The following is a 20123-nucleotide window of genomic DNA, read 5'->3' on the forward strand; positions in this document are numbered from 1 at the left end:
TTCGCCGCCTTCGCCAGTCCCACTGGCCAACAAACGGCAAGAAAGAGGCAAATCCCCATGCAAGGCGTCAAACGCAAACTGGTCTATGTGTCGCTCTACGAAGTGATCGGCATGACCTTCTCCGCCCTCGGTCTGGCGCTGTTGTCCGGCACATCCCCGGGCAGCACCGGGCCGCTGGCGGTGATCATCACCACCATCGCCGTGACCTGGAATTTCATTTACACCACGATGTTCGAACACTGGGAAAGCCGCCAGCAATCGCGCACCCGCACGGTGAAACGACGCATCGCCCACGCCGTCGGCTTTCAACTGACGCTGATCGTGTTCCTGATACCGCTGATCGCGTGGTGGATGAACATCAGTCTGGTGCAGGCGTTTCTGCTGGATCTGGCGCTGATCATTTTCATTCCTTGCTACACGTTCGCCTTCAATTGGCTGTTTGACCGGATCTTCGGCTTGCCGGCCTCGGCGCTAGCGGATTCGGCGGCTGCGGCATAAATCGTTAATTCGTAAGCAGATATTGCGAGAATTCAGCGGTTTATCTGTTTAATCCGCCGATATTCACAATCCGTCAACTCCGATAGCAGGCTAAGCTTTTCCATCAATAAAAAATGGATCAGCCCATGACTGCACACGCCCCCGCCGCCGCGACAAGCAACGGCATCGACCCGATCCGCGCCGCCCAGGTGTCCGCCCGCATCGATCGCCTCCCCGCTGTCGCGACGATTTGGCGCTTGGTGGCGCTGCTGTCGATCGGTGGTTTTTTCGAACTCTACGACCTGTTCCAAACCGCCTACATCAGCCCCGGGCTGATTCGCGACGGCATCTTTGCCACTGGCAATCAGGGCGTATTCGGTTTCTCCGATCAGGCTGCGTTTGCTTCGGCGACGTTCCTCGGCCTGTTCCTTGGCGCCAGCCTGCTCAGCCCGTTGGCGGATCGCTTCGGGCGACGCGCGATCTTCACCTTTGCGCTGGTCTGGTACACGGTGGCGACGGTGTTGATGGGGATTCAGAGCTCGGCGCTGGGCATCATCTGCATGCGCTTTCTGGTTGGTATTGGTCTGGGCATCGAGTTGGTGACCATCGACGCCTACCTCTCGGAACTGGTGCCCAAACGCATGCGCAGCTCGGCCTTTGCCTTCGCGTTTTTCATACAGTTCCTCTCGGTGCCGGCCGTGGCGCTGATGTCATGGTGGCTGGTGCCTCAGGCGCCGTTCGGCATCAGCGGCTGGCGCTGGGTGGTGTTGGCCAGTGCGGTGTTTGCGCTGTTTATCTGGTGGCTGCGCAAGCGTCTGCCGGAATCGCCGCGCTGGCTCGCGCAGCATGGCCGCTTTGATGAGGCCAACCGAATTCTCGACACTATCGAAGCCCGCTGTGAAAAGGATCACGGTAAACCGCTGGACGCCCCCGAAGCCGTTCCGGTCGATGTCGAAGGCAAGGGCCGCTTCGCCGATATCTGGCAGCCGCCGTATCGCCGTCGCGCATTGATGCTGATCGTTTTCCACATTTTCCAGGCCATCGGTTTCTTCGGTTTCGGCAACTGGCTGCCGGCGCTGCTGTCCGGTCAGGGCGTCAGCGTCACTCACAGTTTGATGTACGCCTTCATCATCACCCTCGCCTACCCGCTCGGCCCGTTGCTGTTCGTGAAATTCGCCAACCGCTTCGAGAACAAGTGGCAGATCGTCGGCTCGGCCCTCGGCGCGATGACCTTCGGCACCTTGTTCGCCTTGCAGACCAGCGCGTTCGGGCTGATCTTCTGCGGGGTGATGATCACCTTCTGCAACGCCTGGTTGAGCTTCAGTTATCACTCGTACCAGAGCGAACTGTTCCCGACCAACATCCGCGCCCGCGCTGTGGGTTTCTGTTATTCGTTCAGTCGCTTGTCGACGGTGTTCAGCAGCTTGCTGATCGGCCTGTTTCTCGACAACTTCGGCACACCGGGCGTACTGGCGTTTATCGTCAGCAGCATGCTGATCGTGATGTTGACCATCGGCTGGTTCGGCCCGCGTACACGCAATCTGGCGCTGGAGAACATTGCCCATCGCTGAGGGTGGCAACGGTCATCCTCTGCCGCTTATCGGCAAGGGATGACCGCCACCAACACCTGACTGACGAGCAACTTGTTGAAAAAAAAGAATTTATTCAGAAGGCACGGTAATTGCTCCGCTACGCCAGTCAGCAATTACCTACAGGTCCACACATCATGTTGATCAGTGCCAAACAACAGCAAATCATTCATCTGCCAAAAGCGCTGAATGACGATGCGACGTCCACCGCTGCGGCCGGTCTGCAAGGTGGCCTGCACGGCGCCATGCTGCAAACCCTGCAAAACCAGACCCAGGCGCAAACCGCTGAAGCCACCGCCAAGGTGCAGGACTCGGCCACGCAGATCGCCACCCAGCAAGTCAGCGAAGCCTCGCGTATCAGCGACAACGTTGACGAAGCGTTCGCCAAGACCCGCGTCAACCTGCAAGCCACCGATGCCACCACGGCCTCGGCAAAATCCGCCACCGATGAATTCAAGGACTACATGAGCAAGACGCCGGAACAGCGTCTGCGCGACAGTATTCTGCAGTCGATGGGGCTGACCGAAGATGACATCAAAGCCATGCCGCCGGAGAAACAACTGGCCATCGGCAAAGAGATCGCCGAGCGCTTGCAGGACAAGATGAAGCTGGCGCAGGCGGAGAAAGACAACGATGTGAAGGACAGCGACAAGCAGGCGGACAAGTTTCTCGCTGCGCTCTGAGACCCCGCATTCCTGGCTACCGCACGGTATCCCTGTAGGAGCTGCCGAAGGCTGCGATCTTTTGATCTTGCTTCCAACAACGAATCAAAAGATCGCAGCCTCGTTCCACTCGACAGCTCCTACAGGCCACTTTGTGGAATCAGTTCAGTTGCAGGGTTTCGTTGAACTGACTGATCGCATCCACCACATGCCTTGAGCCCTGCTGAATCTCCAGAATCACCTCCCCCGCCTCATTCGCCAGCTCAACCCCGAGCCCGGTGCGGCTCAGACTTGATTGCATGCTCGACACCGCACTCAGCGACAGGTCATGGTTCTTGCGCACCACATCGACAATTTCCAACGTCGCCTGACTGGTACGCGCCGCGAGGCTACGCACCTCGTCCGCAACCACCGCAAAGCCGCGCCCATGCTCCCCGGCCCGCGCCGCTTCAATCGCAGCATTGAGCGCCAGCAAGTTGGTCTGATCGGCAATGCCGCGAATGGTCTGAACGATGGTGCCGATGATGTCCGACTGTTTGCTCACCGCATCGATACTCGCCGCGGCTTCGTTGAGGTCGCGGGAAATGTCCTGAATGATCTGCACGGTTTGCTGCACGACCTGTGAGCCTTTTTGCGCGCAGGCGTCATTTTGTACCGAGGTGCTGTGGGCCGATTCGGCAGCGTTCTGCAGCGTGGTCATCTGATGGGTGATGTCGCTGGCGAACTTGACCACTTTGTACAAGCGGCCCTTGGCGTCGAACAACGGGTTGTACGAGGCTTCGAGGTAAACCATCTGCCCCGACTTGTTCTTGCGCTCGAAACGGTGCGAGTGATATTCGCCGCGATTGAGCGAGGCCCAGAATGCCTTGTACTGCGAGGACTCGGCTTCAGCGCGATGGCAGAACAGGCTGTGATGATGGCCGACGATTTCGTTGAGCGAGTACTGCATGGTCTTGAGGAAGTTGTCGTTGGCGGTGATGACATTGCCTTCCGGGGTGAACTCGATCACCGCCATGGAGCGACTGATCGCTGCCAGCATGCTTTCTTCTTCGTGTTCTTTATTCACCCGAGCGGTGATGTCGGCAGCTACTTTGATCACACTTTGGACTTGCTTGTCCGGGCCATACACCGGCATGTAACTGGCTTCGAGCCAGACTTCCCTGCCGGCCTTGTTCAAACGCAGAAAAGTCCCGCTGATCGGCTCACCGCGAGCCAGGTCACGCCACAATTTGGCGTACTCCTCGCTGCGATAGAAAGCCTCTTCACAAAACACCCGGTGATGTTTGCCGCGTACTTCATCGGCGCTGTAGCCCATGGTCTTGCAGAAGTTTTCATTGGCATCCAGAACGATACCGTCAGGGCTGAACTCGATCATTGCCATCGAACGGCTGATGGCGGCCAACTTGGCATTGGCCTCGGTCAGGGCGCAGCTGAAGCGCTCGATTTCCTGCAGGTCAGCCTTGTGATGTAGGTTGAACATGGTTGTATCACCTTCCGCGCGGACTTTTGATTTGATGAAAGTTCGTTTCTTTCACGATCCACCACTACGTTCCACAGAACAGGCACACGCATTCCTCCACGGGAGGAAGTTGTCAGGTGATAAATGATGATCAATCGGAGCGTCCATGCAGCGACGCTCTAATCAAGACATCCTTCTCTTGATAGCCCGCACGCGGGCCAGCCCTAACGCGTTGAAGAACTTCCATGTAAGCGACGCTCCTTGTTGGTTCAGTGTCGGTGCCTTGGGTTGCGCACTCTGGCAGCATGAATTCACGGACCAACGATGTGTTTCAGCCATGTTTTGACATGACGGTCGACATAGTTAGTTACGAGAAGCATAGCCAGTGCCAAGACCTGCGCAAGGCCACTAGTCGGCCAGTATCTGGCACTTTTTGCACAAGAAACGGTTCAGCGCCGGGAGAATTGTTGCCGGGGCAGACGCTTTCGCGAGCAGGCTCGCTCCACATTGGAATGCGTCTCTCCTGTGGGAGCGAGCCTGCTCGCGAAGGCAAAAATTGTAGCGCTACAAAAACAACAGCGGAATCAGCAGCAAGGTGCTCAAGGCACGGCCCAGCCAATGACTATTAAGAACAATAGCGAACCAGCCGCCATAGACGCCGATCAGTAACAGCCAGGTCGGCCACTCGGTACGGGCAGTGAAACGTTGGCGCAGGGTTTCGATCTGCTGACGATGGGCGGCGTCGAAGTAATGGGGCATGGCGTTGCTCGGAACGGGATTCTTGCCCATCTGTGCAACGACGCTGCGCAATCTTGCAGATTATTTTCAGGTTCAGGCAGGAGCCCGAGAACCGGGCTCCGGAAAGGCGTGATCAATGGCCGAAGATGTCGACTTTCTTGGCTTTCTTCTCCGCGCGCTTTTCAATCGCGGTCTTGGCCGGTTTCTTCTTCGCGGCATTCTTTGAATCCATACCTTTGGACATGATGCGTACTCCACTCACAGGGGATGTGAGGTCAGGTATACACCTATCCAGAGCCGTGCGTTCTTTTATAATCGCCGCTTTGCACGCCGACAGTCCGATCCCATGCCCGACACCCAATACAGCCTGCTCGACGAGTCGCTTTGGCCGTTGATGAACAAGTTTTACCGCAGCCACCAGTCCTCTATGAAAGCCGTTCGCGATGCGCAATTGTGGGTCGCGCGACGGGGCGAGATTGTTGCCGCGTTGTGCTTGCGGCCGGTGGCGGGCGGGCACTGGTTGACCGGGTTATTTGTTGACCCGGGGTGTCGCGAACAAGGGCTGGCCGCGCAGCTGATCGCGGCGGCGGTGCAGGATGTGAGCGAGCCGGTGTGGCTGTTCTGTCATCCGGATTTGCGTGAATTTTATGAACGGCGCGGGTTCACCTTCGATCCGGCCCTGCCCCAGGCGATGGCCGAGCGGTTGAGCCGGTATGCGCGGAGCAAGCCGATGATTGCGATGGAGCTGATTCCTGCTCAATCCTGATGTGCAATGCAAAACCAATGTGGGAGCGAGCCTGCTCGCGAAAGCGGTGTGCCAGTCACAGATCTGTCACTGATATTGCGCATTCGCCAGCAGGCTCGCTCCCACAGGGATATGTGCTGGGTCTTGGATCAGTCGTCTGCTGTGGGATCAAGATCCGGGAACATCACTTCGGTAAAACCGAACTTGCTGAAGTCGGTGATCCGCGACGGGTACAACCGGCCGATCAGGTGATCGCATTCGTGCTGCACAACACGTGCGTGGAAGCCCGACGCCGTGCGCACAATCGGCTCGCCCTTCGGATCAAACCCTTCGTAACGAATCTGCTGATAACGATCCACCGCACCGCGCAAACCCGGCACCGACAGACACCCTTCAAAGCCCTCTTCCGTCAACGGACTCAACGGCGTGATCAACGGATTGATCAGGATCGTCTGCGGCACCGCTTCAGCGTCCGGGTAACGTTCGCTGTGTTCAAAACCAAAGATCACCAATTGCAGATCGACACCGATCTGCGGCGCGGCCAGGCCAACGCCACCGACGCTTTCCATGGTCTGGAACATATCGTCGATCAACTGCCACAGCTCAGGGCTGTCGAACATCTCGGCCGGTACTGGCGGGGCGATACGCAGCAGGCGCTCGTCGCCCATTTTCAGAATTTCACGGATCATGATCAGACTTCGTCAGTGTCCGGCTTGAGCGAATGATCGCGGCCCAGGCCCGAGACGTGTTGTTTGGGATGTTCATCGAGTTCGCCGGGGACTTTCTCACCCGCGTCCTTGCCCTCGCTGGACATGTGCTCGATCACCGCATTCATCTCGGCGCCAAGCAACAACACCGCGGCGGAAATGTAGAAATACAGCAACAGCACGATGATCGCCCCGATGCTGCCATACATCGCGTTGTAGTTGGCGAAGGTTTTCACGTAGAAAGCGAAGCCCAACGAGGCGATGATCCACACCACCACGGCCAGCACCGAACCTGGGGTGATAAAGCGAAATTCCTGTTTCACGTCCGGCATCACGTAGTAGATCAGCGCCACGGCGACCATCATCAGAATCACGATCACGGGCCAGCGTGCAATCGTCCACACGGTGACGATGAAGTCTTCCAGCCCCACCTGCGCGGCAATCCAGCCCATCACCTGCGGCCCGAGCACCATCAGCGCGGCGGCCACCAGCAGCATGCCGGCAATGCCGACGGTGTAGACAATCGACAGCGGGAAACGCTTCCAGATCGGCCGGCCTTCGACCACGTCATACGCGGCGTTCATCGCGCTCATCATCAAGCGCACGCCCGCGGAGGCGGTGTACAGGGCGATGACGATACCGACGGAAAGCAGGCCACCCTTGGATTGCTGCAACTGGTCGATCACCGGATTGACCTGCTCCAGCGCCTGCGGGGGCAACACCAGTTCCGATTGCAGGCGCAGCCAGGAGAAGAAATCCGGCAGGTGCAGGAAGCCGATCAGAGCGATCAGAAACAGAATGAACGGGAACAGCGAAAACAGCATCTGGTAGGCCAGTGCCGAGGCATAGGTCGACATCTCGTCGTCGACAAATTCAGTGACCGTGCGCACCATCACCCGGTGCAGGGGCAGACCTTTCATGTCCGGAAAAATCATTCGCGTCTCCTTTCGCCGCAATACAGGTTGAAGTCGTGGCGACTCAGGGGCCGTTTTTTACATCACGGTAGCCTGTTTGGCGAACCTCGTCGGGTTGCTGCAGGCTTTTGACACAAAAACGGCCATCCTTGGATGGCCGTTCATGTCTTTCGTTCAAGGCTGAATTACGCCTTGTCGACGCCTTTTTTGACCGCGTCCTTGGCTTTGCCGACGGCTTGCTGGGCTTCGCCTTTTTTCTCTTGAATCTTGCCTTCGGCTTGCAGCTTGGTGTTGTCGGTGGCTTTGCCGACGCCTTGCTTGATGTTGCCGACCGCTTCATTGGCCATGCCTTTTACTTTATCGCCTGTGCTACTCATGGTGTTTCTCCTTGGTGCAATTAGGGGGAAAAGTCAGTACGTAATGATTGACTGGCCGGGTTTGCGCCAAGTTTCATTTATTTTCGAGGATTCATTTCGTCGCGGCGTGCAGGTTGGGCTTTATGTTTGCGTGCGTAGCCCCGAGAATGCGCAACATATGGGCGCCAAGCGCCAGGAACTGATCCCGCAGGAATGTTATGAAACTCGATAAAACGCAGGCCATCGCCCGACGCAACAAGGAACTGGGCGGTGCCGTGCTCGGCACCAACAACTGCCACTTCGCCGAACTGAACCGTAACCGCAACATCTGGTGGTTCGACTTGCCGGTGTCGCGTCTGGCCATCGGTCAGTACGAGTGGATTCACCTGCTGATGCACACGCCAGCCACTGACGAATTGCTGCATCTGAAAGTGCCGACGGTGTTCCTGCGTGAAAAGCTTGAAGGGCTGGTGATTCGCAACGAAGGCAAGCGTAAAGCGGCGTTGAGCCTGGAATTGAGTGCAGACAAGGATTCGTATCTGCAGGACATGCGTCCGGCGGGGACCAATGTGAATTTTGCGCCGTTCCGTCAGTAGGATTTGTGCTGTCCCCTTTTCCCCTCACCCTAGCCCTCTCCCAAGGGAGAGGGAACTGACCTAGGTGTCTGGACGAGGTACACCGACCTGAAATATCGAGTCGAACTCAGATTCTGAAAAGCCCCCGATCAGCTCCCTTCCCCCTCGCCCCCCTGGGTGAGAGGGTTGGGGTGAGGGGGTAGGATTTACCGGACACTGCAAACTCTCCCGCATACACCAACAAAAAGCCCCGCATCTGCGGGGCTTCGTGTTTTTAAGCGGCGGACTTGGCCTTGATCTTCTTCAGTTCTTCATCGCGCAGCTCACGACGCAGAATCTTGCCGACGTTGGTGGTCGGCAGCGCATCGCGGAATTCCACCGAACGCGGCACCTTGTAGCCGGTGACGTTGGCACGCATGTGATCCATTACCTGCTCTTTGGTCAGGGTCACGCCCGGCTTGGCAACGATGAAAATCTTGATCGCCTCGCCCGACTTCTCGTCCGGCACGCCGATGGCCGCGCACTGCAACACGCCCGGCAGGGTCGCCAGCACGTCTTCCAGTTCGTTCGGGTAGACGTTGAAACCGGAGACCAGAATCATGTCTTTCTTGCGATCGACGATGCGCATGTAGCCGTCCGGCTGGATCAGCGCGATATCACCGGTCTTCAGCCAGCCTTCGCTGTCGAGCATTTCATCGGTGGCCTCCTGACGCTGCCAGTAGCCCTTCATCACTTGCGGGCCTTTGACGCACAGTTCGCCGATTTCACCCAGCGGCTGCTCGACACCGTTATCGTCGATGACTTTGCACAAAGTAGATGGCACCGGAATACCGATGGTGCCGATCTGAATGTTCTGGATCGGGTTGACCGTGGCCACCGGGCTGGTTTCGGTCATGCCATAACCTTCGCAAATGGCACAACCGGTGACCGCTTTCCAGCGCTCGGCAGCGGCCAGTTGCAAGGCCATGCCGCCGGACAAGGTGACTTTCAGCGCGGAGAAATCCAGCTTGCGGAAACCTTCGTTGTTGCACAGCGCCACGAACAACGTGTTGAGGCCGACGAAACCGCTGAACTTCCACTTCGACAGTTCCTTGACCATCGCCGGCAGGTCGCGCGGGTTGCTGATCAGGATGTTGTGGTTGCCGATCAGCATCATCGCCATGCAATGAAAGGTGAACGCGTAGATGTGGTAAAGCGGCAGCGGCGTGATCAGGATCTCGCAACCTTCATTGAGGTTGGAACCCATCAGCGCTTTGCACTGCAGCATGTTGGCAACGAGGTTGCGATGGGTCAGCATCGCGCCTTTGGCTACGCCGGTGGTGCCACCGGTGTATTGCAGCACGGCAACGTCGCCGCTGTCGGGATTGGCTTCAGCCACAGGCTGGCCCTGGCCCTTGCTCAGCACGTCGTTGAACTTGACGGCTTTTGGCAAGTGATAGGCCGGGACCATTTTCTTCACGTACTTGATGACGCTGTTGATCAGCAGACGCTTGATCGGCGGCAGCAGGTCGGCAACTTCAGTAACGATGACGTGTTTGACGCCGGTTTTCGGCACCACGGCTTCGGCCAGGTGCGCCATGTTTGCCAGGCAAACGAGGGCTTTGGCACCGGAGTCATTGAATTGGTGTTCCATTTCCCGCGCGGTGTACAGCGGGTTGGTGTTGACCACGATCAGCCCGGCGCGGATAGCACCGAAGACGGCCACCGGGTACTGCAGAACGTTGGGCAGTTGCACGGCGATTCGATCGCCGGGCTGCAAATCGGTATGCTGTTGCAGATACGCGGCAAACGCACCGGACAATTCGTACAATTCACCGTAAGTGATTGTCTTGCCCAGGTTGCTGAAAGCCGGTTTGTTGGCGAAGCGTTGGCAGGATTGCTTCAACACTGCCTGAATGTTCGGATACTCGTCCGGATTGATGTCGGCAGCAATTCCAGCCGGGTATTTATCCTTCCAAAAGTCTTCGATCATGGAAGCCCACTCCTCAGCAACGCGAATTCTTCACCGCATTTGATGCGATTATTATTGGTGTGTGTTTGGTATTGGTGAATCTGGCTTTTATATAGGCCGAGAAGTCACAAAGCGCGCCGAGAGTAGCAGCTTTGCCAAGGGTCGACTAGAGCCAAAAGCGGCCCCTACAGTCATTATCATGACTCAAGACTATCTAGCAGTCATTTTAGAGCAAAAATCCTAGAACACCTTTGAAGCCCCGGTTTTCGGGGACTTAAAGCAAAAGATCGCAGCCTTCGGCAGCTCCTACCCTGGAATGCTTTTCCTGTAGGAGCTGCCGCAGGCTGCGATCTTTTCGCTTCTGGTCTTTAAGCGATATCGCGCAACTCACGCCGCAGAATTTTCCCGACAGGCGTCATCGGCAATGACTCACGCAACACGATGTGTTTCGGCACCTTATACGCAGTGAAATTCTCTTTGCAGTAAGCCTTGAGCTCTTCAAGACTGACCCCGGTTTCCCGCGCCACCACAAACAGCTTCACCGCCTCGCCCGAACGCTCGTCCGGCACACCGATCACTGCGCAGTTGGCGACTTTCGGATGGGCCATCACCACGTCTTCGATCTCGTTCGGATACACATTAAAACCGGAGACGATGATCATGTCCTTCTTGCGATCGACGATGCGCACGAAACCGTCCGGATCGATCACCGCGATATCACCGGACTTGAACCAGCCCTCGGCATCCAGCACTTCGGCCGTGGCCTCAGGCTTGTGCCAGTAGCCCTTCATGATCTGCGGACCTTTGATGCACAACTCGCCGCGCTCGCCCATCGGCTGCTCGACACCGTCATCGTTGATGACTTTGAGCAACGTGCCCGGCACCGGCAGGCCAACCGTGCCCAGCCGCGATTGATCGCCGTACGGGTTGGTGCAGGCCACCGGTGAGGTTTCGGTCAGGCCGTAACCTTCGGTGATGCGGCAACCGGTTATCTGCTCCCAGCGCTCGGCGGTGGCTTTGACCAACGCGGTACCGCCGGAGTTGGTGAGCTTCAGGCTGGAGAAATCGAGGGTCTTGAAATCCGCGTGATCCATCAGCGCCACGAACAAGGTGTTCAAGCCCAGCAGCGCCGAGAAGCGCCAGTTCTTTAGCTCTTTGATGAAGCCGGCGATGTCGCGCGGGTTGGTGATCAGCACGTTGTGGTTGCCGGAAACCATCATGCACATGCAGTTCGCGGTGAAGGCATAGATGTGATACAGCGGCAGCGGCGCGATCATCACTTCCTGGCCTTCGCGCAGCAGCGGCTGGCCGTCCGGGCCGAGCTGGGCGAGACAGGCGCGCACTTGCTGCATGTTCGCCACCAGATTGCCGTGGGTCAGCATCGCGCCTTTCGCCAGCCCGGTGGTGCCGCCGGTGTATTGCAGCACGGCGATGTCGTCGAGGCTGACTTTCAGCGGTTTGATACCCAGGCCGCGGCCCATACGCAGTGCGCTTTTGAAAGAGATCGCCTGCGGCAGCGAATACGCCGGGACCATCTTCTTCACTTTGCTGACCACAGTGTTGACCAGCCAGCCCTTGGCGGTGGGCATCAGGTCGCCCATCTTCGCTTCGATCAGGTATTGAATATCGGTGTCGGGCAGCACTTCCTGGACTTTCTGCCCGAACATGTTCAGGTACACCAGCGCCCGTGCGCCGGAATCCTTGAACTGATGGCGCATCTCCCGCGCGGTATACAGCGGGTTGGTGTTGACCACGATCAGCCCGGCACGCAGTGCACCGAATACGGCAATCGGGTAATGCAGGACGTTGGGCATCTGCACCGCAATGCGATCCCCCGGGACCAGATCGGTATGCGCCTGCAAGTAACCGGCGAAGGCGGCGCTCTGGCGCTCGAGTTCGGCGTAGGTCAGGGTGATACCCATGTTGCTGAACGCCGGGCGATCGGCGAACTTCTTGCAGGAACGCTCGAACACCTCGATCACCGACTTGAACTCACCCATGTCGATGTCCAGCGGTACGCCGGCCGGGCGTTTATCGTTCCAGAAATCAGGTTGCATTGTTCTTGTCCTCTTTACCTGAGCCGATCCGGGCCGCTTTCTGTCATTTCTGAAAAAGCGGAGCTTCACGGACACTAGCAGTTATGGCCATTGAGGCAAATATGGACAAAGCCGTCATTGACCGTGTGAATCTTCCTGCCGTGGCGTGGGCTGATCAGACGCGCTATACAATGTCCCGACTCTGAGCAAAGGAATCGCCATGATCCACGACACCCTATGGCTGGACGCGAGTGACCGCAGCCGCCTCTTCGTCAATCAATGGCTGCCCGCCGCGCCATTGAAAGCGGTGATCCTGCTGGCCCATGGCATGGCGGAACACAGCGGCCGCTACGCACGACTGGCCGACACGTTTTGCGACAAAGGATATGGCGTGTACGCCCCGGATTTGCGCGGACATGGCAAAACCGCCAATCACGGTACCCTCGGCCACTTCGCCGATGATGATGGCTGGTGCAAAGCCATCGGCGATCTGGCCAGCCTCAACCAACACATCGGCCAACAGCACCCCGGCGTGCCGATCATCTTGCTGGGCCACAGCATGGGCAGCTACCTTGCCCAAGGTTATCTGCTGCACCACAGCGCCAGCCTGCACGGGGCGATCCTCAGTGGTTCCAACTTTCAGCCCGTTGCGCTGTACCGCGCTGCGCGGCAGATCGCCCGTGTGGAGAAACTGCGCCAGGGTGGCAAGGGCCGCAGCGCGTTGATCGAATGGTTGTCGTTCGGCTCGTTCAACAACAAATTCAAACCGGTGCGCACACGCTTTGACTGGCTGAGTCGTGATCCCGCCGAAGTCGACCTGTACGCCAATGACCCGTTGTGCGGCTTTCGCTGTACCAATCAACTGTGGATCGACCTGCTCGGCGGCTTGCAGCAGATCAGCAAAGCGTCCAATCTCGCGCAGATCGACCCGGGCCTGCCGCTGCTGGTAATCGGCGGCGAATGTGATCCGGTGAGTGAAGGCAAGCGTCTGACAGATCTGGCCAATGCCTTGCGCTCGGCCGGCAGCCAGCACCTGCAATTGAAGATTTACCCGCAGGCGCGGCACGAATTGTTCAACGAAACCAACCGCGACGAAGTGATCGCTGATGTGCTGGCCTGGATCGATCAGGCCCTGAGCCATCCGCGCCCTCAGCGCAGCGAATAAATTTTTAGTGGATTCACTGAATCCGTCACAGGAATCGAGACCGATGACCCAGGTTACCAACATCCCTTACGAAGCCCTTGAAGTCGGCCAGACCGCCAGCTACAGCAAGACCGTCGAAGAGCGCGACATTCAACTGTTTGCCGCGATGTCGGGCGACCACAACCCGGTGCACCTGGACGCCGAGTTTGCCGCCGCGAGCATGTTTAAGGAGCGTATCGCTCACGGTATGTTCAGTGGCGCGCTGATCAGTGCCGCCGTTGCCTGCGAGCTGCCTGGGCCGGGCACTATTTATATCGGTCAGCAGATGAGTTTTCAGAAGCCGGTGAAGATCGGTGACACGCTGACAGTGCGTCTGGAAATCCTCGAGAAGCTGCCGAAGTTTCGTGTACGCATTGCCACGCGCGTGTTCAACCAGCGTGATGAGTTGGTGGTGGATGGCGAGGCGGAGATTCTGGCGCCGCGTAAGCAGCAGACGGTGACGTTGCCGACTTTGCCGGCGATTAGCATTGGCTGATTGATTAGCGGGGTGTCAGGTAAAGCTTTTCCCCCTCACCCCAGCCCTCTCCCCAGGGGGGCGAGGGGGAAAGGGAGCCGATCTTCGTGCTTTTCAAAACCTGAGTTCACCTCAGATCGCTAAAGTCGGTGTATCTCCAACAGCCACCTCGGTCAGTCCCCTCTCCCTCCGGGAGAGGGCTAGGGTGAGGGGCTTCTGCTTTTTCCAGACACAAAAAACGCCAGACTAGCTGGCGTTTTTTATAACCGACAAGCGCTTAAGAACGAGCGCGAGCCTGGTTACGCAGGGCTTTCACCTGGTCGTGGTTGCGTTGTACGCCGTGGTATTGGCGTTCAACCAGGTCACGAATACCTACCAGATTGTGCTTGCTGATTTTCTCGAGGGCTTCTTTGTAAGCCTTCAGCGCATGGTCTTCACCGCGCTCGGCTTCGTTCAGCACAGCTTCTTCGTCCTTGCCGGTGAACATGGCTTTGACGTCGACCCAGCGACGGTGCAGGTCGCCGCTGACGCTGGTGGAAGTTTCCGGATCGCCGCCCAGCTTGCGAACTTCGGCTTGCAGTTCTGCTGCAGCGGTTGCGCAATCGGCAGAGCGGGTGACAAACAGGGTTTTCAGTTCTGGATGCTTGATGTCTTCAGCGCAAGTCTTGAACCCTTCCTGACCGTCCTTGCTGGTTTCAATCAGGTCATTGAGTACAGAGATGGCTTCTTTATTCATGTCGGTCATTTTTCAATTCCTTGCGATTGGTTGAAGATGCAAGGGATGTTGCAGTGTGCGTGCCAGCTTTTTTATTTATAGAATTTCTTTAATTATCAATGATTTAAAGATAAGTGAACTATCTGTATCACGGTTATTTGCATGATCTGTCATTTGGCCTGCATGCAGAATGCCTGTATTTTCCAAGCTGATTTGAAGCCAGGCGATCTCACTGATGAATCCCGAAAAACTCGAACTGTTGATCACCCGCGAAATGCCCTTCGGCAAGTACAAGGGCCGGATCATTGCCGACCTCCCGGGGCCGTACCTGAACTGGTTTGCCCGTGAAGGTTTCCCTCACGGCGAACTCGGCGGCCTGCTCGCGCTGATGCAGGAGATCGACCATAACGGCCTCTCGGACTTGCTCGAACCGCTGCGCGCCAAACACGGCAAACCTGCCCCGCGCCATTGAAGCGCCCTCCTCTCTAGAGTCAGCCGACCATGCCCGACAACACCCGCCGCGCCCGTGACGAAGCCTTTTGGCAAACGTTCGCCGACCGTTACGACGTTCAACCCGGCCCCGTGAACCTGGAAAACGGTTATTTCGGGCGCATGTCGCGCACGGTGATCGAGGAATACCAGCGCAATATCGAGCTGATCAACACCAGCAATTCGGTGTACGTGCGCCAGCGTTTCGAGCAGCACGACAACCTCGATATCCGTGCGCAACTGGCCGAGCTGATAGGCGTACGCGCGCAGAGCGTAGCCTTCACCCGTAACGCCACCGAAGGTCTGCAGTCGCTGATCCGCAACTACAACCGCTTGCAACCGGGCGATCAGGTGCTGATCAGTGATCTGGAATACGACACGGTCAAAGGCGCCATGCGCTGGCTGGCCAGACATCGTGGTGCCGAGGTGATCGAGATTGCCCACGCGCATCCGGCGAGTTACGACAGCCTGCTGGAGACTTACCGCGAAGCGTTCAGCGGCCACCCGAAGATCAAGCTGATGGCCCTGACTCACGTCACTCACCGCACCGGCCTGGTCATGCCGGTACAAGCCATCGCCGCGCTCGCCAAAGAGCATGGCGTCGATGTCATCCTCGACGGCGCCCATGCGCTCGGTCAGATCGAGTTCGATCTTGAAGCACTGGGCATCTCTTTCGCCGGATTCAACCTACACAAATGGATCGGCGCGCCACTCACCCTCGGCTTCCTCTATATCGCCCCGCAACGATTGGCCGATATCGATCCGGACATGGATGAAATGCATTACCCGGCCAATGATATCCGTGCGCGCACGTCGTACAGCACGCCCAACATTCCAGCACTGATGACCTTGCCGCTGGTGTTCGAGGAGCACCGCTCCCTCGGCGGTGCGCCGGCCAAGGGTGCTCGCGTCAATTATCTGCGCAATCTGTGGGTCAGCGCGGTGCGGCATTTGCCGGGTATCGAGGTAATGACGCCAGACGATCCACGGCTGTATTGCGGCATCACATCGCTGCGCTTCACCCGCCACGACAATCAACAGGCGATGGCCGAGCGTCTGCTCAACGACTACAACCTTTTCACCGTGGTGCGCAACGGCGCCGCCAGCGGGCCGAGCATCCGCATTACACCGGGGCTGACCACCACCGCTGCCGACATGCAGTTACTGGTGCGGGCGCTGAACGAACTGCGCTAAAACACCGCGCCTGTGGACTTCTCGTAGCCAGCAAGGCCGATCTGCGACGACACCGCAAAGGTGTCGACGCCGATCGTCAGGCTGCCGAAGTAGCCGTCCTCAAGACCTTCCTCGCCAATCGGTCGCAACACCAGTCGCGAAGCATCATCCCCCGCCGTTTCACAGCTACAGACATCCGGAAGATGCAGCCGTCCAGCCCAGGCCTCCTGATGTGACTGCGGGTGTTGATCATCACTGGCGATGCACACGGTCATGGCGATGCACGAGGCCCCGCCAGAGTGCTGATCCGGGTAAATACTGGTAAACCGCACGATGCCTTGGCTGTCGGTCGACTGGGCGCCGCACAGGCTGTCGGCGCCAATGTCCTGTTCGATCCGGACCTGGGCGCCAACCACTGGCTCACCGGTCATGGCGTCGACCAGGGCCAGACGTAAAACCAAGGGCAGGCCTTCGATGCCGCCACTGATGTTGCGCACCTTGCCTTCGGTTTTGCGCCAATCGAAGCTGCCAGGGATATGAGTTTGCCGTTGCCGAAGAGGCTGATGGGGCAAGTCTGCTGATTGATGGTCGTCCATGAGGCGTTCTCTCTTCCGTAAGATGAACGCAGATTAGCGCCACGCCAACGCGGCTGTGCGGTAACTATGTATCGCGTCGTAACGGTGTCGATGTAGGAGCTGCCGAAGGCTGCGATCTTTTGATGTTGGCGCTCAAGAGCAAGGTCAAAAGATCGCAGCCTCGTTTCACTCGACAGCTCCTACATAGCTTCTACATAGCAATTTTCAGGCAAAAAAAAACGGTGCACCGACCAAGCGCACCGTAAAGCCGTAGAACACACAACGAAGTGTCTGGTAACAATCAGTCCAGCAGCGCCAACGCCTCTGCGGTGCATTCCTGAATACGCGCCCAGTCGCCATTCTTGATCCACTCCGGATCAAGCATCCAGCTACCGCCCACGCACATGACGTTTTTCAGCGCCATGTAGCTCTTGATGTTGGCCGGGCCGACGCCGCCAGTCGGGCAGAATTTCACTTCGCCGAACGGGCCGCCGAGGGCCTTGATTGCCGCCACGCCACCGCTGACTTCCGCCGGGAACAACTTGAAGCGGCGATAGCCCAGACCATAGCCTTCCATGATGCCGGAGGCGTTGCTGATGCCCGGCAACAGCGGAATCGGGCTGTCGACGCTGGCTTCCAGCAGGTCACGGGTAATGCCCGGGGTGACGATGAATTGCGAACCGGCCGCTTCGGCAGCAGCCAGCATGTTGCGATCCAGTACGGTGCCGGCGCCGGTCATCAGTTCCGGGCGCTGGTCGCGCAGGATCTGAATGGCTTTGAGGCCAAACTGCGAACGCAGGGTCACTTCCAGCGCGGTGAGGCCACCGGCGGCCAGGGCGTCGGCCAGTGGCAGCACGTCCTGTTCGCGAGCGATGGTGATCACCGGCAGGATCCGCGCCTTGGCGCAGAGGCTGTCGATCAGGGCAACTTTGTCCGCCATGGAAACGGTCGGGGATGGGGTTGTCATAGCGGCTGTTCCTTGGCTCATGGGCACCAGTAAATCTCTAACGTAGGTTGCAGAAACGCGCGCACCGGCATGGCGGCGACGTCGTCGGATGCCAGTGCGGCATTCAGGGTGATCAGTTTCGACTGACCGGAAATCGACAGAATCTTGTGCCGGGCCGAAGCCAGCAGCGCACGGCTCATGGTCAAGCGCTGACGCGGCACGCTCGGCGCCAGCATCGGCCAGCAACGGCGTGTGCCATCGGCTTGCAAGGCTTCGGTCAGGTTCGGGCTGTCGGGGAACAGCGACGCGGTGTGGCCGTCATCGCCCATGCCCAGCACCAGCACGTCAATCGGCGGCAATTCCGCGAGCAATCGATCAGCCTGTTCAGCAGCCTGCTCGACGTTGGCCGCCGCGCTATAAAGGCTGAGGAACTGCGCCTTGGCCGCCGGGCCTTTGAGCAAGTATTGCTTGAGCAAACCGGCATTGCTGTCGGCGTGTTCAACCGGCACCCAGCGTTCGTCGGCGAGGGTCACGACGACCTTCGACCAGTCCAGATCCTGCTTGGCCAGGTGCTGGAAAAACGCCACCGGGCTACGACCGCCAGACACCACCAGCACCGCGTTGCCGCGTGCCGCAATGGCGTCGCTCAATTGCTTGGCGACGTTCAGCGCCAGACCTTCGGCCAACAGCACCGGGCTCTTGAATTCGTGAGCGTTCACGCCCGCAGGCAGTTGCACATCAGATATCGCCATACCACGACCTCCCGTCCCGCGTGATCAATGCAATGGAGCTCATCGGCCCCCACGACCCGGCCGCATACGGCTTGGGCGCGTCACCGGATTTTTTCCACCCGGCGATCAGCTGGTCACACCACTTCCACGCGGCTTCGATTTCATCTTTACGGACAAACAGGTTCTGATTGCCGTTCATCACTTCCAGCAACAACCGCTCATAGGCATCGGGGATCCGCGCGCTACGCCAGGTGTCGGAGAAATTCAGTTGCAGCGGGCCGCTGCGCAGTTGCATGCCTTTGTCCAGGCCCTGCTCTTTGGTCATCACGCGCAAGGAAATGCCTTCGTCCGGTTGCAGGCGGATGATCAGTTTGTTGCTGATCTGCAAGCGCTGCTCAGGGGCGAAAATGTAGTGCGACGGTTCCTTGAAGTGGATGACGATCTGCGACAGTTTCTGTGGCATACGCTTGCCGGTACGCAGGTAGAACGGCACGCCGGCCCAGCGCCAGTTGCGGATATCGGCACGCAAAGCGACGAAGGTTTCGGTGTCGCTCTGGGTGTTGGAATTCGGTTCTTCGAGGTAACCCGGTACGGATTTGCCTTCGCTGTGGCCGGCGATGTACTGGCCGCGCACCACCTGAGTGGTCAGGCCTTCCGGGCTGATCGGTGCCAGCGCCTTGAGCACTTTTACTTTCTCGTCACGGATGCTGTCGGCGGAAAGATCGGCCGGCGGGTCCATGGCGATCAGGCAGAGCAACTGCAACAGGTGATTCTGGATCATGTCGCGCAGTTGGCCGGCCTTGTCGAAGTAGCCCCAACGGCCTTCGATGCCGACCTTCTCGGCCACGGTGATTTCCACGTGGGAGATGTAATTCTGGTTCCACTGGGTTTCGAACAGGCTGTTGGCGAAACGCAGGGCGATCAGGTTCTGAACGGTTTCTTTGCCCAGGTAGTGGTCGATGCGGTAGGTGCGGTTTTCCGGGAAGAACTGCGCTACCGCGTCGTTCACCTTGCGCGACGATTCGAGGTCGGAGCCGATCGGTTTTTCCAGCACCACGCGGGTGTTTTCCGCCAGACCGACTTTCGCCAGATTCTCGCAGATCGCGCCGTACACCGCTGCCGGTGTGGCGAAGTAGGCAATCATGCGTTGCGTGCTGCCGGCCAGTTCGGCCAGCGCCACATAATCTTCGGATTTGAGGAAGTCGACGTGCAGGTAGGTCAGGCGTGCGAGAAAACGCTCGGCGACGGCCTCGTTCAGCTCTTTGCCCACATAGCGACGCAGTTCGGCGGCGATGAACGCCATGTGCTGTTGCTGGGAACCTTCTTCACGGGCCAGCGCGATGATGCGCGTGTCCTCGTGCAGCAGGTCGGCGCCATCGAGATGATAAAGGGCAGGAAACAGCTTGCGCAGGGCCAGATCGCCAAGCGCGCCGAACAAGGCAAAGGTGCACGGTTCAACCGTAATCGAAGGCATGATGTTTGTTCTTTTATCAAGTTAAGCTACAAATACCTTTTTTCAAGGCATCACTCAAGGGAAAATGTAGTAATAACCACAACATTTTCGCAAAATACAGATTCCGAGTGGTGGTCGGTCGGAGCCATCAGTAGGATAGGCCACCGTTACGGG

Annotated in this window: 20 protein-coding genes and 2 pseudogenes; 9 read left to right on the forward strand and 13 right to left on the reverse strand. The window is 58.2% G+C overall.

Going from position 1 to position 20123, the window contains the following annotated elements; all coding sequences use genetic code 11:
- The first annotated feature begins 57 nt into the window (after positions 1-57).
- From M5G26_RS25170 to M5G26_RS25180, 3 genes are all read left to right on the forward strand, one after another.
- Positions 58-498, forward strand: coding sequence for a PACE efflux transporter (locus M5G26_RS25170; RefSeq protein ID WP_273916778.1), 441 nt, complete (start codon positions 58-60; stop codon positions 496-498).
- A gap of 125 nt (positions 499-623) precedes the next feature.
- The gene (locus M5G26_RS25175; RefSeq protein ID WP_273916779.1) at positions 624-2048 is read left to right on the forward strand and encodes an MFS transporter; all 1425 of its coding nucleotides are present in this window, start codon (positions 624-626) and stop codon (positions 2046-2048) included.
- A 155-nt stretch (positions 2049-2203) separates the two neighbouring features.
- Positions 2204-2749, forward strand: a complete 546-nt coding sequence (locus M5G26_RS25180; protein WP_273916780.1) for a hypothetical protein — start codon at positions 2204-2206, stop codon at positions 2747-2749.
- 139 nt (positions 2750-2888) lie between these two features.
- Here the strand turns inward: M5G26_RS25180 and M5G26_RS29655 are convergent, their stop codons facing one another.
- The 3 genes and pseudogenes from M5G26_RS29655 to M5G26_RS25190 all read right to left on the reverse strand — a co-directional run.
- Positions 2889-3428 (reverse strand): methyl-accepting chemotaxis protein, encoded by a 540-nt coding sequence (locus tag M5G26_RS29655; protein WP_224789345.1) that lies wholly within the window; start codon positions 3426-3428, stop codon positions 2889-2891.
- A 3-nt stretch (positions 3429-3431) separates the two neighbouring features.
- Positions 3432-4208 (reverse strand): annotated as a pseudogene (locus tag M5G26_RS29660) (PAS domain-containing protein); the annotation flags it as partial.
- Positions 4209-4754: 546 nt separating this feature from the next.
- A pseudogene (locus M5G26_RS25190) lies at positions 4755-4946 on the reverse strand (fatty acid desaturase); the annotation flags it as partial.
- A 325-nt stretch (positions 4947-5271) separates the two neighbouring features.
- Here M5G26_RS25190 and M5G26_RS25195 point away from each other — a divergent pair.
- Positions 5272-5691 (forward strand): GNAT family N-acetyltransferase, encoded by a 420-nt coding sequence (locus tag M5G26_RS25195; RefSeq protein WP_150693299.1) that lies wholly within the window; start codon positions 5272-5274, stop codon positions 5689-5691.
- 128 nt (positions 5692-5819) lie between these two features.
- Here the strand turns inward: M5G26_RS25195 and def are convergent, their stop codons facing one another.
- From def to M5G26_RS25210, 3 genes are all read right to left on the reverse strand, one after another.
- Positions 5820-6359, reverse strand: a complete 540-nt coding sequence (gene def, locus M5G26_RS25200) for a peptide deformylase (RefSeq protein WP_038362614.1) — start codon at positions 6357-6359, stop codon at positions 5820-5822.
- Between the two features lie 2 nt (positions 6360-6361).
- Positions 6362-7312 (reverse strand): YihY/virulence factor BrkB family protein, encoded by a 951-nt coding sequence (locus M5G26_RS25205; RefSeq protein WP_007917840.1) that lies wholly within the window; start codon positions 7310-7312, stop codon positions 6362-6364.
- A 164-nt stretch (positions 7313-7476) separates the two neighbouring features.
- The gene (locus M5G26_RS25210; RefSeq protein WP_093430455.1) at positions 7477-7668 is read right to left on the reverse strand and encodes a CsbD family protein; all 192 of its coding nucleotides are present in this window, start codon (positions 7666-7668) and stop codon (positions 7477-7479) included.
- Positions 7669-7865: 197 nt separating this feature from the next.
- On the opposite strand from M5G26_RS25210, the gene M5G26_RS25215 reads away from it, so the two are divergent.
- A complete protein-coding gene (locus M5G26_RS25215; RefSeq protein ID WP_007917843.1) occupies positions 7866-8243 on the forward strand; it encodes a hypothetical protein in 378 nt (125 codons plus the stop codon).
- A 253-nt stretch (positions 8244-8496) separates the two neighbouring features.
- Here M5G26_RS25215 and fadD1 read toward each other — a convergent pair whose 3' ends face one another.
- Together fadD1 and fadD2 are read right to left on the reverse strand one after the other, a co-directional pair.
- Positions 8497-10194, reverse strand: coding sequence for a long-chain-fatty-acid--CoA ligase FadD1 (gene fadD1, locus M5G26_RS25220; protein ID WP_134176761.1), 1698 nt, complete (start codon positions 10192-10194; stop codon positions 8497-8499).
- 347 nt (positions 10195-10541) lie between these two features.
- Positions 10542-12230: a long-chain-fatty-acid--CoA ligase FadD2 gene (gene fadD2, locus M5G26_RS25225; protein WP_273916782.1), complete on the reverse strand. Its 1689-nt coding sequence runs from the start codon at positions 12228-12230 to the stop codon at positions 10542-10544.
- 199 nt (positions 12231-12429) lie between these two features.
- On the opposite strand from fadD2, the gene M5G26_RS25230 reads away from it, so the two are divergent.
- Both M5G26_RS25230 and M5G26_RS25235 read left to right on the forward strand, forming a co-directional pair.
- Complete coding sequence (locus M5G26_RS25230; RefSeq protein WP_273916783.1) at positions 12430-13374, forward strand: alpha/beta hydrolase; 945 nt, start codon at positions 12430-12432, stop codon at positions 13372-13374.
- A 43-nt stretch (positions 13375-13417) separates the two neighbouring features.
- Complete coding sequence (locus M5G26_RS25235) at positions 13418-13888, forward strand: MaoC family dehydratase (protein ID WP_003227420.1); 471 nt, start codon at positions 13418-13420, stop codon at positions 13886-13888.
- A gap of 256 nt (positions 13889-14144) precedes the next feature.
- Here the strand turns inward: M5G26_RS25235 and M5G26_RS25240 are convergent, their stop codons facing one another.
- Complete coding sequence (locus M5G26_RS25240) at positions 14145-14612, reverse strand: ferritin-like domain-containing protein (protein WP_016983691.1); 468 nt, start codon at positions 14610-14612, stop codon at positions 14145-14147.
- Between the two features lie 205 nt (positions 14613-14817).
- On the opposite strand from M5G26_RS25240, the gene M5G26_RS25245 reads away from it, so the two are divergent.
- Positions 14818-15054: a DUF3820 family protein gene (locus M5G26_RS25245; RefSeq protein WP_003227425.1), complete on the forward strand. Its 237-nt coding sequence runs from the start codon at positions 14818-14820 to the stop codon at positions 15052-15054.
- Positions 15055-15083: 29 nt separating this feature from the next.
- Entirely contained in the window at positions 15084-16265 is a 1182-nt protein-coding gene (locus M5G26_RS25250) for an aminotransferase class V-fold PLP-dependent enzyme (protein WP_273916784.1), read from the forward strand.
- Here the strand turns inward: M5G26_RS25250 and M5G26_RS25255 are convergent.
- The 4 genes from M5G26_RS25255 to zwf form a co-directional block, all read right to left on the reverse strand.
- Positions 16262-16840, reverse strand: coding sequence for a hypothetical protein (locus M5G26_RS25255; RefSeq protein WP_273916785.1), 579 nt, complete (start codon positions 16838-16840; stop codon positions 16262-16264). The two genes, M5G26_RS25250 and M5G26_RS25255, sit on opposite strands and share 4 nt — an antisense overlap.
- A gap of 280 nt (positions 16841-17120) precedes the next feature.
- A complete protein-coding gene (locus M5G26_RS25260; protein WP_008082815.1) occupies positions 17121-17786 on the reverse strand; it encodes a bifunctional 4-hydroxy-2-oxoglutarate aldolase/2-dehydro-3-deoxy-phosphogluconate aldolase in 666 nt (221 codons plus the stop codon).
- A gap of 17 nt (positions 17787-17803) precedes the next feature.
- Complete coding sequence (pgl, locus tag M5G26_RS25265; RefSeq protein WP_273916786.1) at positions 17804-18517, reverse strand: 6-phosphogluconolactonase; 714 nt, start codon at positions 18515-18517, stop codon at positions 17804-17806.
- Complete coding sequence (gene zwf / locus M5G26_RS25270) at positions 18504-19970, reverse strand: glucose-6-phosphate dehydrogenase (RefSeq protein WP_186614516.1); 1467 nt, start codon at positions 19968-19970, stop codon at positions 18504-18506. The genes pgl and zwf overlap by 14 nt, the downstream gene beginning before the upstream one ends.
- Positions 19971-20123 lie beyond the last annotated feature (153 nt).

Source organism: Pseudomonas sp. TNT2022 ID642 (assembly GCF_028656995.1).
Lineage (GTDB): Bacteria > Pseudomonadota > Gammaproteobacteria > Pseudomonadales > Pseudomonadaceae > Aquipseudomonas.